Annotated in this window: 11 protein-coding genes and 1 pseudogene; 3 read left to right on the top strand and 9 right to left on the bottom strand. The window is 72.5% G+C overall.

Annotated elements, in window-relative coordinates:
- Positions 1-14: 14 nt before the first annotated feature.
- Positions 15-311 (bottom strand): Asp-tRNA(Asn)/Glu-tRNA(Gln) amidotransferase subunit GatC, encoded by a 297-nt coding sequence (gene gatC, locus V9G19_RS16430; RefSeq protein ID WP_462286514.1) that lies wholly within the window; start codon positions 309-311, stop codon positions 15-17.
- A gap of 116 nt (positions 312-427) precedes the next feature.
- Here gatC and V9G19_RS16425 point away from each other — a divergent pair, with 116 nt between their 5' ends.
- Positions 428-2,005, top strand: a complete 1,578-nt coding sequence (locus tag V9G19_RS16425) for a carbohydrate-binding domain-containing protein (RefSeq protein ID WP_462286513.1) — start codon at positions 428-430, stop codon at positions 2,003-2,005.
- Between the two features lies 1 nt (position 2,006).
- The gene (locus V9G19_RS16420) at positions 2,007-2,948 is read left to right on the top strand and encodes a phosphodiester glycosidase family protein (protein WP_462286512.1); all 942 of its coding nucleotides are present in this window, start codon (positions 2,007-2,009) and stop codon (positions 2,946-2,948) included.
- A gap of 12 nt (positions 2,949-2,960) precedes the next feature.
- On the opposite strand, the gene V9G19_RS16415 is transcribed toward V9G19_RS16420, so the two are convergent.
- From V9G19_RS16415 to V9G19_RS16390, 6 genes and pseudogenes are all read right to left on the bottom strand, one after another.
- Positions 2,961-3,446 (bottom strand): SRPBCC family protein, encoded by a 486-nt coding sequence (locus V9G19_RS16415; protein WP_462286511.1) that lies wholly within the window; start codon positions 3,444-3,446, stop codon positions 2,961-2,963.
- A gap of 110 nt (positions 3,447-3,556) precedes the next feature.
- Entirely contained in the window at positions 3,557-5,731 is a 2,175-nt protein-coding gene (gene ligA / locus V9G19_RS16410) for an NAD-dependent DNA ligase LigA (RefSeq protein ID WP_462286510.1), read from the bottom strand.
- Between the two features lie 206 nt (positions 5,732-5,937).
- On the bottom strand, positions 5,938-6,903 hold the full coding sequence (locus V9G19_RS16405) for an acyltransferase family protein (protein ID WP_462286509.1): 966 nt from the start codon (positions 6,901-6,903) through the stop codon (positions 5,938-5,940).
- Between the two features lie 7 nt (positions 6,904-6,910).
- Positions 6,911-8,068, bottom strand: coding sequence for an SIS domain-containing protein (locus V9G19_RS16400; protein ID WP_462286508.1), 1,158 nt, complete (start codon positions 8,066-8,068; stop codon positions 6,911-6,913).
- 421 nt (positions 8,069-8,489) lie between these two features.
- Positions 8,490-9,916, bottom strand: a pseudogene (locus tag V9G19_RS16395) (phosphomannomutase/phosphoglucomutase); the annotation flags it as partial.
- A 91-nt stretch (positions 9,917-10,007) separates the two neighbouring features.
- On the bottom strand, positions 10,008-10,439 hold the full coding sequence (locus V9G19_RS16390) for a DUF3499 domain-containing protein (protein ID WP_462286507.1): 432 nt from the start codon (positions 10,437-10,439) through the stop codon (positions 10,008-10,010).
- A gap of 87 nt (positions 10,440-10,526) precedes the next feature.
- Between V9G19_RS16390 and V9G19_RS16385 the strand changes: the two genes are divergently transcribed.
- Positions 10,527-10,928: a metallopeptidase family protein gene (locus V9G19_RS16385; RefSeq protein WP_462286506.1), complete on the top strand. Its 402-nt coding sequence runs from the start codon at positions 10,527-10,529 to the stop codon at positions 10,926-10,928.
- Between the two features lie 30 nt (positions 10,929-10,958).
- Here the strand turns inward: V9G19_RS16385 and V9G19_RS16380 are convergent, their stop codons facing one another.
- Entirely contained in the window at positions 10,959-12,527 is a 1,569-nt protein-coding gene (locus V9G19_RS16380) for a DUF5719 family protein (protein ID WP_462286505.1), read from the bottom strand.
- Positions 12,524-15,667, bottom strand: coding sequence for a hypothetical protein (locus tag V9G19_RS16375; protein ID WP_462286504.1), 3,144 nt, complete (start codon positions 15,665-15,667; stop codon positions 12,524-12,526). The genes V9G19_RS16380 and V9G19_RS16375 overlap by 4 nt, the downstream gene beginning before the upstream one ends.

Raw genomic sequence — 15,667 nt, 5'->3', positions numbered from 1 at the left:
GTCACGTGAGGATCTCAGTCTTCGTCCAGGATGCGGGGGACGGCGAAACGCTGTTGGTCCTGCTCAGGGGCACCGGCCAGCGCGGCGGTTGCGGCGAGTGATTCGCGCACGACATCGGGCCGGGTGACGTTGACCAACGGCATCGGGTGCGACATCGGCTCGACGTCGCCGATCGGCGCCTGTTGCACCTGCGCCACCGACTCGAGGATGATCCCCAACTCGCCGACCATCTTGTCCAGCTCGGTGGTGCTGAGCTCGATGCGGGCCAGCCCGGCCAGGTGCGCGACATCGTCGCGGGTCAGTTCGGACACGAGGGGCAGTCTATGTGGCCGCGCCGCACAGCAAGCACACAGCATCACCAGCGGGCAGGGACAGACGCGGCCGGTTCAGTGGAGGTCAACAAGCCACCGACCGCAGGAGCCACACCATGAAGTCCCCCAAGCAGATCACCGCCTCGATCGTCGCCGCGGTCGCCGCCCTCGGGCTGGCGGCGTGCAGCACGACCGTCGCCGACTCCTCCACATCGTCTGCCACGACGACCTCGGTGACGTCAGCGGCCACGAGTGGGGCCAGCGCCCAGAACGCCAGCAGCGACGCGAGCAGCGCCGCCTCCGCGTCGGAACTGCTCGCCGACGATGCCGAAAGCCACGCCCAGACCGATGACGCTGACGTCGACACCAGCGATGCCGTGACGATCACCCTGGCCGACGGCGCCAGCACAGCCTCCGGCGACGGCGTCAGCATTGACGGCGACACGGTGACGATCACCGCGCCCGGGACCTATGTGCTGTCCGGCACACTCTCCGACGGCTCGGTCGTCGTCACCAGCGACGCCGAGGGCAAGGTCAACCTCGTCCTCGACGGCACAAACATCACCAACTCCCAAGGTGCGGCGATAAACATCACCGCGGCCGACGAAGCGGTGGTGATCCTCGGGGACGGGAGCGAGAATGCGCTGGCCGACGGAACGGCATACGACACCAGCGCCGAAGACGCGCCGAACGCGACGCTGTTCTCGATGGCCGACCTGACGATCGCCGGCAGCGGCTCCCTGACCGTCACCGGCAACACCAACGACGGCATCGCCAGCAAGGACGGCTTGGTCATCCTCGGCGGGGACATCACGGTGCACGCGACCGACGACGGTGTCCGCGGCAAGGACTATCTGATTGTCGAGAGCGGCAAGCTCGACGTCACCTCGGGCGGCGATTCCCTGAAGTCCGACAACGAAACCGACGACACCGTCGGCTATGTGCTGGTCACCGGAGGCACCGTCACCGTCAACGCCGGAGACGACGGCATCCACGCCGAGGGCGACCTCGGAATCACCGGCGGCACGCTCACCATCGCGAAGTCCGTGGAGGGCATCGAGGGCGCCAACATCGTCATTGCCGGCGGCGCCACCACGATCACCAGCAGCGATGATGGCGTCAACGTCACCTCCGGGACCTCCAGCGGCGGCGGTATGGGCGGCGGTGGGCAGGACGACGGCTCGCTGCTGCAGATCAGCGGCGGCACCCTCGTCGTGAACGCGGACGGGGACGCGCTCGACTCCAACGGCTCGGCGACGATGACCGGCGGCACCGTGATCGCCTCCGGCCCGACCATGAACGGCAACGGAACGATCGACGTCAACGGCGGCTTCGACGTGAGCGGCGGCACTCTCGTCGCGGCCGGCTCGGCGGGTATGGCCGAATCCCCCAGCTCCGATTCCTCCCAGGGCTGGCTGCAGCTGAACTTCAGCCCGTCGGTCGCCGCCGGTGAGACGATCAGCGTCGTCCAGGACGGCACCGTGATCGCCAGCTACACCACGGTCAAGGAGGTCGCCAACTTCGTCTTCTCCGGCGCGGGGATCACCGCCGAGGAGAGCTACCAGATCTACATCGGCGGAAAGCTCGCCGACGAGGTCGTCGGAACCTATTCGGCCGGCGGGTCCGTTGACGGCGCCACCGAGGCCGGCTCGGTGACCGCAGGTGTGTCCACCGGCGGCGGGATGGGCCGCTGACATGCCAGCCACGACCAGTCGGGTCAGCCGGCGCACCGCCCTCGGCGGGGGGATCGCCGCGATCTTTGGCACCGCCGGGGCCGCGAGCGGGTGGGCCCTCAACCGCTACGTCATCGACCACGTCGAGGTGACCAACGCCTCGGCCCAGACCTCGGACACCGTCGAGGCGACCCAGGCCGCCACCAACGGGACATCCACCGGCACGACCTACACGAGCGACACGGCCACGATCACGATCACCACGGTTGCGACCGGCAGCGGCACCGACACCGTCACCTACTACGTTGCCGACATCACGGTGAGCGACGCGACGATCGTCCGGTCGGCCTTCGCCAATGACGAGTTCGGCTCCAACATCGTCGCCAACACCTCGGTCATCGCCAACCAGGCCGGCGCGGTGCTGGCAATCAACGGCGACTATTACGGCTTCCGCGAGACCGGGATCGAGATCCGCAATGGCGTGATCTATCGCGACAAGGGTGCCCGCGAGGGCCTCGCGTTCTTTGCCGACGGCTCCATGCGGCTGTATGACGAGACCGCCACGTCCGCCGCCAAGCTCCTTGCCGACGGGGTCTGGCAGACGCTGTCCTTCGGCCCGGGGATCGTCTCGGGCGGCAGGGTGGTCAGCGGGATCGAGAGCGTCGAGGTCGACACCAACTTCGGCAACCATTCGATCCAGGGCCAGCAGCCACGCACCGGCGTCGGCTACATCGACACCAACCACCTGCTTTTCGTTGCCGTCGACGGGCGCAGCAGCGGGTATAGCCGCGGGGTGACGATGACCGAGTTCGCGCAGATCTTCACCGGCCTGGGCGCCCAGGTCGCCTACAACCTCGACGGCGGCGGGTCGACGACGATGGTGTTCAACGGCGCGCTGGTCAACAACCCCCTCGGCCGTGGCCAGGAACGCGGCACCAGCGACATCCTCTACATCGCCGGTTGAGCCCGGTGCAGCTCAACTTGGGGGGAGGCTCGCTCGCGCGGCGGCGAGGACGACCTCGTCGGCGCAGCCGGCGGCATACCCCTTGATCCGGCGGCGGATCTCGCGGCCGAGGACGATCTGCCCGAGGCGGTGGCCGATCGGCTGCAGCCAGCGGGGGCGGACCTCGTAGGTGTACTTCCATACCGCGCGGGTGCCGGGGCCCTCGGGCGCGAAGCGCCAGCCGCCGCCGAAGCGGGCGAAGAACCACGGCCCGGAAACCATCGTCATCCCGACGCTGGTCGGTGGGCGGTAGGAGGCGTATTCGCTGACCATGCTCGGGCCGAGGCGGGAGAACGTCCTGGTCCGCACCCCCTTGCCGGGCGCGGTGGCACCGCCGAGGAAGTACTGCCGACGGATGAACCGGTCCCAGCGCAGCCGGGTCGCTCCGGTCGTCTGGGACACGGCGAAGGCGAGGTCCGGCGGGATCGGGACGTAGACGTCGGCGCTGACCTGCGGCATACGGAGAATGTATGCGAGTGACCGGGTCGCTAGGCCCCGCGCGACGCGCGAACCTCCTAGGCTGTTCTTACGCTGTAAATCTCGACCGAGAGGTGCCACCCATGCGCGGCTCAGGAATGATCTGGACCATCGTCGGCATCCTGCTGATCGTTGCCCTGCTCATTTGGATCATCCCCCGCCTCTGACCCTCCCCCGACCGCCTCCTCACCGGCGAGCAGCCGCACAAAGCCCGCCTCGTTGAGGATCGTCAGGCCCAGGTCGCGGGCCTTGGTCTCCTTGGAGCCGGCGCCTGGGCCGACGACGACGTAGTCGGTGTTCTTGGACACCGAGCCGGCGGCCTTGCCACCGCGGGCGAGAATCGCCTCCTTGGCCGAGTCGCGGCTGAACGCCTCCAGCGAGCCGGTGACGACGACGGTCTTGCCGGCGAGCGTCTGCGCGGTGGCCTCGCCGCCGTCGTCGGCCATGCGGACACCCGCCTCGGCCCAGCGCTCCACGATTTCGGCGTGCCATTCGTTGCCGGCGCGGTCGAACCAGTCGCGGACCGACTCGGCGATCACCGGCCCGACGCCCTCAACGCCAGCAAGTTCCTCGACGCTCGCGCAGCGGATCGCTGGCAGCGCCCGGAAATGCCGGGCGAGCGCGCGGGCGGCGGTCGGGCCGACATGCCGGATCGACAACGCGACGAGGACCCGCCACAGCGGCTGGGCCTTGGCGGCCTCGAGGTTGGCGACCAGCCGCTGGCCGTTGGCCGACAGCACCCGGCCGCCGACGACCGCATCGGGGTCGTCCCCCTTCTTGGCTGCCCGCGTATAGAGCGGCACCCGTGCGACCTCGGCGGCGTCCAACGCGAACAGCCCCGACTCGTCGGTGATCACCTCGGACTCCAGCAGCGCATTGGCGCCCTCCCAGCCGAGCGCCTCGATGTCGAGCGCGCCGCGGCCGGCGAGCGCGAATAGGCGCTCGCGCAGTTGGGACGGACAGGTGCGCGCGTTGGGGCAGCGGATGTCCTTGTCGGCCTCCTTTTCCGGCGCCAGCGCGGTGCCGCAGGACGGGCACGTGGTCGGCATGACGAACGCCCGCTCGCTGCCGTCGCGCAACTCGACCACGGGACCGAGGATCTCGGGGATGACGTCGCCGGCCTTGCGCAGCACGACGGTGTCGCCGATCAGGACGCCCTTGCGCTCGACCTCGTGCGCGTTGTGCAGGGTCGCGTTGGCGACCGTCGACCCGGCGACGACGACCGGCTCCATCACGCCATATGGCGTCACACGCCCGGTGCGCCCGACGTTGACCAGGATGTCAAGAAGCTTGGTGTTGACCTCCTCGGGCGGGTATTTGTAGGCGATCGCCCACCGCGGCGCCCGGCTGGTCGAGCCGAGCTGGCGCTGGACGGCGATCTCATCGACCTTGACGACGACCCCGTCGATCTCGTGCTCGACGCTGTGCCGACGCTCGGCATACGCGGCAATGAAGTCCTGGACCTGCTCGATCGTGTCCAGGACGCGATAGTGAGTCGAGACCGGCAGCCCCCAGGCTTTGAGCAGCGCGTAGGCGTGTGACTGGGTGGCGATGTCGAACCCCCGCCGCGCCCCGATGCCGTGTACGAGCAGGTGCAGCGGGCGGGTCGCGGTCACCCGCGGGTCCTTTTGCCGCAGCGAGCCGGCGGCGGCATTGCGCGGGTTGGCGAACGGGTTCTTGCCCGCCGCCACCAGGCTCGCGTTGAGGCCGCCGAAGGCTTCGATCGGGAAGAACACCTCGCCGCGGATCTCGACCAGCCCGGGCACGTCCGCCCCGGTGAGTGTGGTCGGCACGCCGGCGATCGTGCGGACGTTGAGCGTGACATCCTCGCCGGTGCGCCCGTCGCCGCGGGTCAGCGCCCGGGTCAGCCGACCGCGCTCATAGAGCAGGTTGACCGCCAGCCCGTCGATCTTGAGTTCGCACAAGAAGTGGTATGCCGCTCCGCCCGCCTCCCGCTCGACCCGCGCCGCCCAGGCGGCCAGCTCCTCGGGGGAGAAGGCGTTGTCGAGGCTCATCATCCGCTCGAGGTGGTCGACCGCCTGGAAATCGGTCGAGAAGATCGCCCCGCCGACCTGCTGCGTCGGGCTGTCGGGGGTGCGCAGCTGCGGGTAGGCATCCTCGAGGGCGGTCAACTCGCGGATCAGCGCGTCGTATTCGCCGTCGCTGATCGTCGGCGCATCCTTGACGTGATAGGCGAACTGATGGCCGCGCACCTCCTCGGCCAGGGCGGCCCAGCGGTGCTGGCTGTCGTCGGGGACCTCGGTCACGGGGCCATCCTGCACCACAGCGCCGACAGTCCGGGTTAGGTCGACCCGGCTCCGGTTGCCGTCCTGCAGAAGGTGCCGTATACCTCACCCTCTGCAGGTCACCCCAACGCAGGCAAGCGTTGCCGTCCTGCAGAAGGTGCCGTATACCTCACCCATTGCCGGACACCGGCACCCGTGGCGAAACCCAGCAACGAGACGACCACGCCTCACACTCCCTGGCGCTTGGCGGCGCAGGCACGGCGGCGGTGGGCCAGCCGCAGCGCGGGGCGTTCGATGCCGAACCACGAGAGCCACGCGAAGGGGGCGGTGGCGAGCAGGCCGAGAGCGGCATACGCGACATGGCCGAGCCGGGGTCCACCGGCGACAGCCATCAGCTGTTGGGTGGGGAAGGCATAGACGTACATGCCGTAGGACAGGTCGTTGACCGCGCCGATCCGGGTGGGGCTGACCGCCCCGGCCCACAGCACGAGATAGGCGAGCGGCAACGGAGTGACGATATCGGTCTGTCCGGCAACGATTCCCACCACACAGGCCAGCACGGCGAGCAGCGCCCAGCGCCCGTCGAGGCGGACCCGGGCACGCAGCCCCCACAGGATCATGCCGGCGAAGAAGAAGTTGGCCAACTCCAGCCCCGGCACCATCAGCAGCCAGGCCCCACCCAGGCGCGAGAACAGATGCCGGATGCCGATCGCCGCCACCAGCAGAGCGGCTCCCGTCGCGGACGGGTGGCGCCGGGCGAGCGCTCGGCCCAGAACCAGGCCCGCGACGACATAGGCCATGGCTTCAAAGGACAGCGTCCACAGCGAGCCGTTCCACACCCCGCCGTGGGGCACATCGGCCAGGGTGGCGTCGATCACCGGTTGGAAGATCCACAGGGCGAGATTGCGCCAGACATATCCCCACGCGGAGACGGGTTCGATCTCGCCGCCGCCGAGCAGGCTCGACACCGGGGCGAAGCCGACGGCGATTCCCACCAGGCACACCCAGAATCCGGGCAGGATTCGCAAGGCGCGGCGGCGGAAGAACTCGCCGATCGGCAGTCGGACGCGGGAGTCGCTGATCAGATAGCAGGAGATGGCGAAGAAGCCCCTGACCGACCACACCACCAGCCGGTCCCACTGCCAGGTTTGCGGTGTTTGGAAGCCCCCCAGGGGCGCCGAATGACCGACCACGACGAGGTCACCTCGCGAGCGCCGAGAGGGCCGGGGCGGTCGCGGGGTCGAGACCCAGCCCGAACGCCAGATAGGTCGCGGTGTAGTCCACCCGGGCAATTAGCTCGGCCAGCCGAGCGAGGTCGGGGCCGGCGCTCGGGGTGACCTCGCGCACGACGGTGCCGCGGTCGGCGGCCAGGTCGACGACCGTCTGGGCCAGGCCGTGCCGGGCCACGTCGGCCTCGTCAGGGACTTCGGGGGCATCGGGCAGGACGTCGCGCAGCACGAGCAGCGCCGGCTCGGTGCGTGGCGCGTCGAGATAGGGATCGGCGAAGATGTCCCGGCCTCCGTCGACGCCGGCCTGCGAAGCGAACGGCCCGTCCAGACAGGCGAGCAGCGCCGCCGCGGCGTCGGGCAGTTCCCCGGTCATCGCGGGCGTGCGGGCCGTCCGGGCGAGCATCAATCCGGCCCGGCGGGCGGCGACCCCGGTCAGCGGACCGTCGCCGAGCACGAGCGGGATCGTCCCGGCCAGGTCGGCCGCGAGCAGCTTGGCCGGGTTGACGAAGGCCTCCGAGGACGGCCGCGACTCGGCGGCGACGGTGTCGAGCCGGTCGGCGGCGGCCTCGAGACCAGATGATATGCCGCTGAGGACGTCATAGCCCTCCAGCGCGACCACGGTCGCCGAGAGCAGCGCCCAGGCCGCCGCCCGGGAGTGGCGCCCGGTGCCCTCCACGGGCACGTGAATGCCGCGCGCCGCCGCGGTCGCCTGCGCGAGCGGCGAATCGGGGACGCTGATGCCGACGACGCTCGCCCCGCGCCGGCCGGCCTCGAGCGCCAGCCGCAACGGCCCCGGCGCGGCTCCCGACAGCGACACGGCGACGACCAGGTCAAGCGGGCCGACCCACCCGGGCAGCGGCGCATTGCGGGCATGGACCACGCTGATCGGCGACATGCCGGCCGCCAGCGTGCCCGCGGCGTCCGCGACCAGGTCGTCGGCGCCCATCGCGGCGATCACCACGCCGCGCGGTCGATCCCCCGTTCCCGGATCGGGTATGCCGGCCTCCCGGGCGGCGAGGACGGCGCGGCGGATCTGCGCACCGGCCCCGGCAAGCGCCCGCAGCATCCCGGACCGGTCGATCGCCGCCAGCTGCTCCTGGTCGTCCAGCCGTTCGGTCGCGAAACTCATCGCCGCTGCTCCTGCGCGCTGGGCCGGCTCATACTCGGGTGCGCGCCTCGTCGATGAGCAGCACCGGTATGCCGTCGGTGATCGGATAGTTGCGCGCGCAGGTTTCGTCGACGCACGCCAGCTCCGGGCCCTCGGGGCCATCCTCGTCGCGCAACTCGGACAGACACGCCGGACAGCGCAACAGCTCCCGCACCCAGCCGGCGATCGCGCCCACCGGTTGCAGGCTTTCGGCCTGAGCGGGCTCGCCGGCCGGTTGGGCGTCGCCGGATTGGCCAGCCACGCGGGCTGGCGCTTCGGTCGCGGGGCTCGCGTCCGCGTTCGGGTTGGCCGGACCGCTCCCGGAGCCGGAGCCGGTCCCGGAGCTGGAGACAGAGCCAGAGCCGGAGCCAGGGTCGGAGCCGGAGCCAGGGTCGGAGTCGGTGCGGATGATGCCCAGGACCTCGTCGCGGATCTGGGCCATGGTCTGCGGGTCGGCGGCCTCGACGTTCAGGCGCAGCAGCGGCTCGGTGTTGGACGGGCGCACGTTCAGCCACCACATCGGCTCGCTGCCGATGCCCGGGTGGGTGAACGTCATCCCGTCCAGCTCCTCGGCGACCAGGCCCCGACTCGCCGCCCACGACCGGATCCGTTCCTGAGCGGCGGGCGTGTCGGTGACTGTTGAGTTGACCTCGCCGGAAGCGGCATACGGGGAAAAGTCTGCGACGAGCGCGGACAGCGGGCCGTCCTGGCCGCCGAGCGCGGCGAGCACGTGCATCGCGGCGAGCATGCCGGTGTCGGCGAACCAGAAGTCGCGGAAGTAATAGTGGGCGCTGTGTTCGCCGCCGAAGACGGCGTTGGCGGCGGCCATCTCGCCCTTGATGAACGAGTGCCCGACCCGGGTTCGGACCGGAACGGCTCCGTGTTTGCGGATGACTTCGGGGACGGCGGCGCTGCTGATCACATTGTGAACGATGTGCACCTGCTCGGGCGGGACGCCCCTGCCAGCCTCCTTGGCGATCTCGCGGACGGCCACGAGAGCGGTGATCGCGCTGGGGCTCACCGGCTCGCCCCGCTCATCGACGACGAAGCAGCGGTCGGCGTCGCCGTCGAAGGCCAAGCCCGATGTCGGCGCCGTGCTCGACCACCGCGTGCTGCAGGTCGACGAGGTTGGCCGGGTCGAGTGGGTTGGCCTCGTGGTTGGGGAAGGTGCCGTCCAGCTCGAAATACAGCGGGACGATGTCCAGCGGCAGCGCGGGGAGCCCGGATGCCGTGCCGAGAACCGCGGGCACGGTCAGCCCGGCCATGCCGTTGGCAGCGTCGACGACGACCTTGAGGGGGCGGATGCCGCGGAGGTCGACGAGGTCGCGCAGGAAGGTGCCGTAGTCCGGGAGCAGGTCGCGCTGCTCGTCCAGGCCCGAGGTGGCGTCGGGGGCGGTGTCCTCGCCGGCCAGGATCGCGGCGGCGCGGGCACGGATGTCGGCCAGCCCGGTGTCCTGGCCGACCGGCCGGGCGCCGGCCCGGGTCAGCTTGATCCCGTTGTATTGCGCGGGGTTGTGGCTGGCGGTGAACATCGCGCCCGGCAGGTCCAGCCTCCCGGAGGCGAAGTAGAGCTCGTCGGTGCTGGCCAGCCCGATCGTGATCGTGTCGATGCCGCGGGCGCGGGCGCCGGCGGCAAAGGCGGCCGCCAGATCCGGGGAGGAGGCGCGCATGTCGTGGCCGATGACGATCGCCTCCGGCCGACTCGGGCCGGGCGATCACCTCGGCGAAGGCCGCCCCCAAGGCGGCGGCCACGGCCTCGTCGAATTGCTCCGGCACCACGCCGCGAACGTCGTAGGCCTTGACGATGTCGGTCAGATCACGGGCAGCCACGAGAGAAAACCCTAATGGGCGTCGGCGGCTGGGATGGCCGTCGCCTCCCCCGATCACTTGCTCCCCCGGTCCCGGGCTCTGTCGGTCGGGCTCAGTCGGTGGGTGGGCCGATCACCCGCAGGTGCGTCGGGCGGGGGCCGGGGCGGGGGGGCCGGCCGGAGTTGGCCCGGCCGGAGCTGGACCGGCTGGGCGTTTGGTTGGGGGCGCGGACGCCCGGGGCGCCGGGCGGCGGCACGCGCGGGTTGGACACCGGCCGGCTCGGTCGAGCCTCGCGGACGACATTGGCCAGGGCGACCAAGTCGTCGTGGGTCTGCGGGGCGGTGTCGGTGGCCAGGCGGACGACCTCCCACCCGCGTGGGGCGGTCAGCCGCTCGGCGTGGGCGTCGCACAGATCGTAGGAATGCGGCTCGGCATAGGTCGCGAGCGGACCGAGGACGGCGACGGAGTCGGCATACACATATGTGAGCGTGGCGACGGCGGCGCGCCCGCAGGCGGTCCGCGAGCACTTCCGGGACAACGTCACACTCCGGGAGCCTAGGCCATGGCGCCGACAGCCGTCCGCCACCGCGCCGTATGCTGCGCCGCAGCCAGCCCCCGTAGCATTCCGGGCATGACCTCTTCGACGCGCGATCGGCGCGGGCGCGGCAGTCGAGGGCCGCTCGCCTGGCCGGCGGTGCCGGCGATGACGACTCGGGCGCAGGCCTTCGACGACCTCGTCGTGGAGGTGGCCGCCCGCCTGGAACCGGCGCTGGGGACGCGGCACGCGGGAACCGAGTTCGCCGTCGAGGACGTGCCGCCCAGCGATCCGGCACCATGGGAAACCCCCAGCGTGCTGCTCGGGCGGCTCTTCCCGGCCCAGGGGCAGCTGCCTGCCAGGATCGTGCTCTATCGCCGCCCGATCGAGGCGCGGGCCCTGGACCACACTGACCGCGTCCTGCTGGTCGAGGAGATCCTCACTGAGCACGTGGCGGCCCTGCTCGGGGTGTCGCCGGAAGACCTGCTCGACGAGTGACCCGCGGTCAGAGCCGGTCGTGCCCCGCGGTCACGGTCGGTCCTGCCGCACCGGCAACTCGCGCGCGGCGAACCGGGCGGGCACAAGGGGACGGCTGGTCAGCGCCGGCGCGCGACGGCTGCCTCCGGCCGGCAGATCGGTCGTCGTCAGCACGGCGGCGCGCAGCGCGCCGCCACCGTTGGCGCGCCGCACCCAGACGGCGGTGGCCGAGCCGAGAGTGAGCGTCGTCGAGGTGTCCGGTTTGACCGCGATCCGCTGGGTTTCGGTGCTGCCGTCCGGCGCCACGAGCGTCACGTCGGCCTCCGCGCGGCCGCCGGTGGCCACGAGGCAGAGCGTGCGCTCGGTGTCGGGGCTGCTGGGCCCCCGGACCGGAAGCGTGGTGCCGCCGGCCGTCGGCAACGGCGGCGCGGCGGGCATCCAGGCGAAGTCGGTCGTGCCGTCGTCATCCTCGCGCGTCGTCATCGCGGCCGCGATCGCCGGCTGGTCACTGGTCACCTCGATCGCGACGACATCCTTGGCCAGTTCGGGCAGGCGCACGTCCGCGCTGGCTTCCCCCACGACCCGCTGCACACCCGCGCCGTCGGGCAGCGGACGCCGGCCGGTGCGGGTGAGCAGCCGCACCTGGGCGATGGTGTCCTTGCCGCTGGTCGCGACGATCCGCACGCGGGCCGGGCCCGGCCCGGAGACCGCGGGGATGACATTGCGCAGCGCGGCGGGGGCGGTCGGTCCGGTCGCGTCAGCTCCGCGCGAGGTGACCCCCTCGACCCAGGTGTCGACCAGGGTGGCGACGACGAGCCCGGCCCGGCTGGTGACGTGGACCGCCGGTGCCGACTCCTGCCTTGCCAGTCCGTCGAGCAGGACGCTCGTGCGGCCGTGGGCGGGAACGCTCACGCCGCGTCCCGCGGGCGCCTCGATCGCGCCGCCGCGGCCGTGCAGGGCGAGGTCGACGACCGCGGGGTTGGCCCCGGGGTTGACGAGAATCAACCGTTCCTGCCGTCCGGTATCGCCGCCGCCGGCGATTAGCCAGGCGTCGGCGCTCGGGTCCGCGCAGGCGGCGCCGATCAGGCCGCGGATGCCCACGCGGGCGCTCGCGGTATCGCTGATCGCGCTCTCCTGCGCGGCGATCAGCCCGGGCGCGCGGGAGCCGCTGGCGGTTGCGAGCAGCGCCTGGTCGCCTCGGGCGCGCCAGGCGACGTCGCCGGTCGCGGCGTCCGAGCTTGCGCCGTCGCGCTGGGCGCCACCAACCTGGGCAGCATCCTCTTGGCCGGCACCTTCCTCGGGGTCGCCGAGCGGACCGAGGTCAAGCCGGGGCCCGCCGGCGGGCCGCACTCCTTCGGCCCTGCTGACCGTCGCGGGTGCGCTGTCGGCCACGGCCAGGGGCCGGGTCGCGATATCGGCCACTCCGGGAACCCCGGCGAGTTCGGGTCCCGGGCAGGCCAGGGCGTTGGTGTCGAGGGCGACCCGGGCGGCGGCCGGGCCGGGGCGGGTGGCTCCGAGCGTGACCGCGCGGTCGGTGGTCGCGCTCAGGCCGACGAGCGCGGCGCAGGCGCCGGCAACGGTCAGCCCGCGGATCGCTGCCTGGAGCGTGCCAGCGGTCATGAGGTAGCCCCCGCCGCTTTGTCCGGCCGCGACCCGGCCGGCTGGTTCGGGCGCGACCCGAGCGGGATCGCGAGGTAGGCGAGCACGGCCAAGAGCACGAGGTAGGCCCCGACGGGCGCCGGGAAGCGGTTGGCCACGGCGATGCGCAGATCGTGCTCACCGGCGGGCAGGACGTAGCTCGGGCGGCCGTCGACGATCGCCCCCTCCAGCCGGGTGCCGTCGAGGACGACCCGAGCGGAGTTGGCCCAGGCGGCGGGTTCGGCGATCTCGAGGCGGGCGGCGGCGGGCAACTCCAGGTGGGTCCGGGTGGCGCCGTGCTGGCCGGTGACGGGGACGAGCCGGTCGCCGGGGGCGCCGCCACCGGTGGTGCTCGTGACCAGGCGGGCGCGGGCGGGCGCGGTCAAACCGGGACCGGCGGCGGCGGGCTCGATGCGCCATACCAGGCCCTGGTCGTAGTCACCGATGCGGCTGAGGAACTCGGTGGCATCGAGGCGGTGCTCGACGTCGACCGGGACCGGGGGCCGGACGACGACGAAGCCGACGCCCCACCGGGCCAGTTCCTGGACTGACGAGCTGGCGGTGGCACCGCTGGCCGCGGTCAGGGCCCCAATCGCCGACTCGATCCCCGGGTCGGCGAGCGGACCGTCGGCCAGTTCAGGTGCGGGCGCGGCGGGTTCCCGACCGATCAACGCATAGGAGACCGACCCCCGCGAGATGTCGACAACGACCGAGCGGCCGGCCGCTGGCCCGCCGGCCTGGTCGGCGGCCACGGCGGGGCGGGGGTCGCGGGCCGGGCGCAGCTGATCGCCGAGTCCGCCGGCTGCGAAGCCGACGACGACGATCGCCGCTGCGAGGGCGGCCGTTACGCCGACGATTCGGCGTGCCGTCCCGGAGATCCGGTCGCTCCCGTGCAGCCCGGCGGCGAGCACGCCGGCGAGGGCGAGCAGCATGCCGGTGCCGCTCCATGGGGTGACGATGCTCTCCCCCGCTCCGCGGCTGATCAGCACGCGCGGCGCGGCCACGGCCAGCGCCACTCCGAGCACGATCACCGCCCCGGCGAACCACGCCGGGCCGGTTGGCGACGGGCGGCGCAGCAGACCGAGGGCGCCGAGCCCGAGGACGGGGAGCACGGCATACGGCCAGAGCGTGGTGGGCAGCTCGGGCGAGAGCAGGGACAGCTGCAGGGGGGTGATCGCGGCATCGCTGGTGGCGAGCAGGCCCCAGCCGCCAAGGATCCGGAGGGGGTCGGTGCGCAACTCCCACAGGACCGGAGCGCTCGCGAGCGCCGTGCAGAACAGGTATGCCGCGGCGCGCCGCTTGGTGCGCGCGCCGCCTCCCAGGGCCATACCGATCGCGAGAACCGCGGCCAGGACCAGGGTCCCGGGGACGAAGGCGGCGAGCAAAGCGGTCGGCAAGGCGGCCGCGGCGCTCACCCCGGAGCGGCGGCTGCCCGCAAGCGCCGCGAAACCGGCCAGCACCGGCGGCAGCAGGACGAGCAGGGCGAGGCCGCCGATGCGGCCCTCGCCGATCGTGGCGGCGCTCACTGGGGAGAGGGCCCAGACGAGCGCGGCCACGGCCCGCGGCCAGCGCCGCCGGGTGAGGACGCGCCCGGCGAGATAGGCGCTCGTAGCAGCAGCGGGGGCTCCGAGCAGGAGCGCCAGCCCGATCAGGCCACCCGCGGGGTTCGGGCCGGAGTCGTGCAGGGGCAGGTGTTGCCAGAGCCAGGTGGCCGCGGCCAGCGGCGCCTGCGCCGTCGATCCCGGGGCATCGGTGCCCAGGCCGGGGCCGCGCCAGCGATCACGCCAGCCGTGCCAGAGTCCGGCGGCGGTGGAGCTGATGCCGGTGAGCTGGCCACCGGCGAAGCCGTCCCGGAGTCCGCCGGTCAGCCCGCTGGGCAGGGTTCGGCCGGCGACGACGGCGGCGACTGCCGCGATCAGCACGGCCCAGGGGCCGGGATTGCGCACCGCCTGTTCGTGCTCCTCCGGCTCGGCAATGACGGCCTGGGTGTTCGGGTCGGCGCCGGCGGCCAGGTCGTCGCTGCCCGGGCGCACCGGGGGCCGCGCGGACGGGACGAGGAACTCGGGCAGCCGATCGAGGCCGCCGGCGAGGACCGTGCGACCAGGCACGAACGGCACTCGGTGCCGCTTGCCGCGGCGGGTGGTGGCGCGGGCGCGGCGGCGGGCGGCGAGTAAGCGCCAGGGAGCGGCCAGTGCTCCGATGTCGGCGACCTCGCGACCGGCGGCGCGCGGGCGTTTGAGCAGCAGGAGCCCGGCCGCGCTGGCGAGCTGGGACAGGGCGATCCAGATGGCGGGAACGGGCGCCAGGGCCAGTGGGCTGCGGGTCAAGGCGACTCGCCGGGCCTCGCGCCGGTCCCGTGTGGGCACCGGGTGGGCCGGCCGGCCGCGCAGGTGAACCCGGGCAGCCGGGGCGAGGCCGACGGACCAGCCGGCGCGATGGGCGCGCCAGCCGAGGTCGAGGTCGGCGGCGGGCCCGGTGAAGGCCGGGTCGAACCCGCCGAGACCGAGGAAGGCATCCCGCCGGATCAACGCGCCCTCGATCGGCACCGCGACCGCGTCGCGCTGGTCGTCGAACTGCTGCTGGTCGGGCTGCCCCGGTGCCGGCGCGGGCCGCAGCCGGCCGGAGCGGGTGGCCTGGATTCCGAAGCGCTGCAGTCGTCCCGGGCGGTCGGCGTCGAGGAGCTTGGGGCCGGCCATCGCGGCATCCGCAGTTGCGGCAAGGGCGGTCGACAACTGGTGCAGGGCATCGGGTTCGGGCCGAGTGACACCCGTCAGGACCCACACGATCTCGGCGTCAAGGTCGCTGACCGCCGCGGCGACGGCCTCCCGGATGTCGGTTCCCGGCGTCACGCGGTCGATCTCGGTAGTGGGCAGGTGCTCGCGCAGGCCGGTGTTGCTCTCGAGGGAGGTGGCCAGCTCACCCGAGGCGGTAGCGTCGATGACGCGCAGGAGGTCGGGCGGGTGGGTTTGATCGGCGACCGCCAGCAGGACCTCGATGAGGTCGTCGTCGAGGCGCTCGGCAACGAGCAGCGCGGCAACAGCAGTAGCCGGTCCCTCGGGCGGGGTAGCGGCGGCGCTCGCCCCGCTGCTCGGCGGGGTCTGGGTAGCCATCACGATCGGCAC

The organism is Nostocoides sp. (assembly GCF_037045025.1).
Taxonomy (GTDB): Bacteria; Actinomycetota; Actinomycetes; order Actinomycetales; family Dermatophilaceae; genus Nostocoides_A.
The sequence above is the reverse complement of the archived record's forward strand: the minus strand, read 5'-3'. Positions and strand labels throughout refer to the sequence as shown.

Coding starts and splice junctions, on each gene's coding strand:
- V9G19_RS16425 (WP_462286513.1), top strand. CDS start 428: ATGAAGTCCCCCAAGCAGATCACCGCCTCGATCGTCGCCGCGGTCGCC.
- V9G19_RS16420 (WP_462286512.1), top strand. CDS start 2,007: ATGCCAGCCACGACCAGTCGGGTCAGCCGGCGCACCGCCCTCGGCGGG.
- V9G19_RS16415 (WP_462286511.1), bottom strand. CDS start 3,446: ATGCCGCAGGTCAGCGCCGACGTCTACGTCCCGATCCCGCCGGACCTC.
- V9G19_RS16400 (WP_462286508.1), bottom strand. CDS start 8,068: ATGAGTTTCGCGACCGAACGGCTGGACGACCAGGAGCAGCTGGCGGCG.
- V9G19_RS16385 (WP_462286506.1), top strand. CDS start 10,527: ATGACCTCTTCGACGCGCGATCGGCGCGGGCGCGGCAGTCGAGGGCCG.
- V9G19_RS16380 (WP_462286505.1), bottom strand. CDS start 12,527: ATGACCGCTGGCACGCTCCAGGCAGCGATCCGCGGGCTGACCGTTGCC.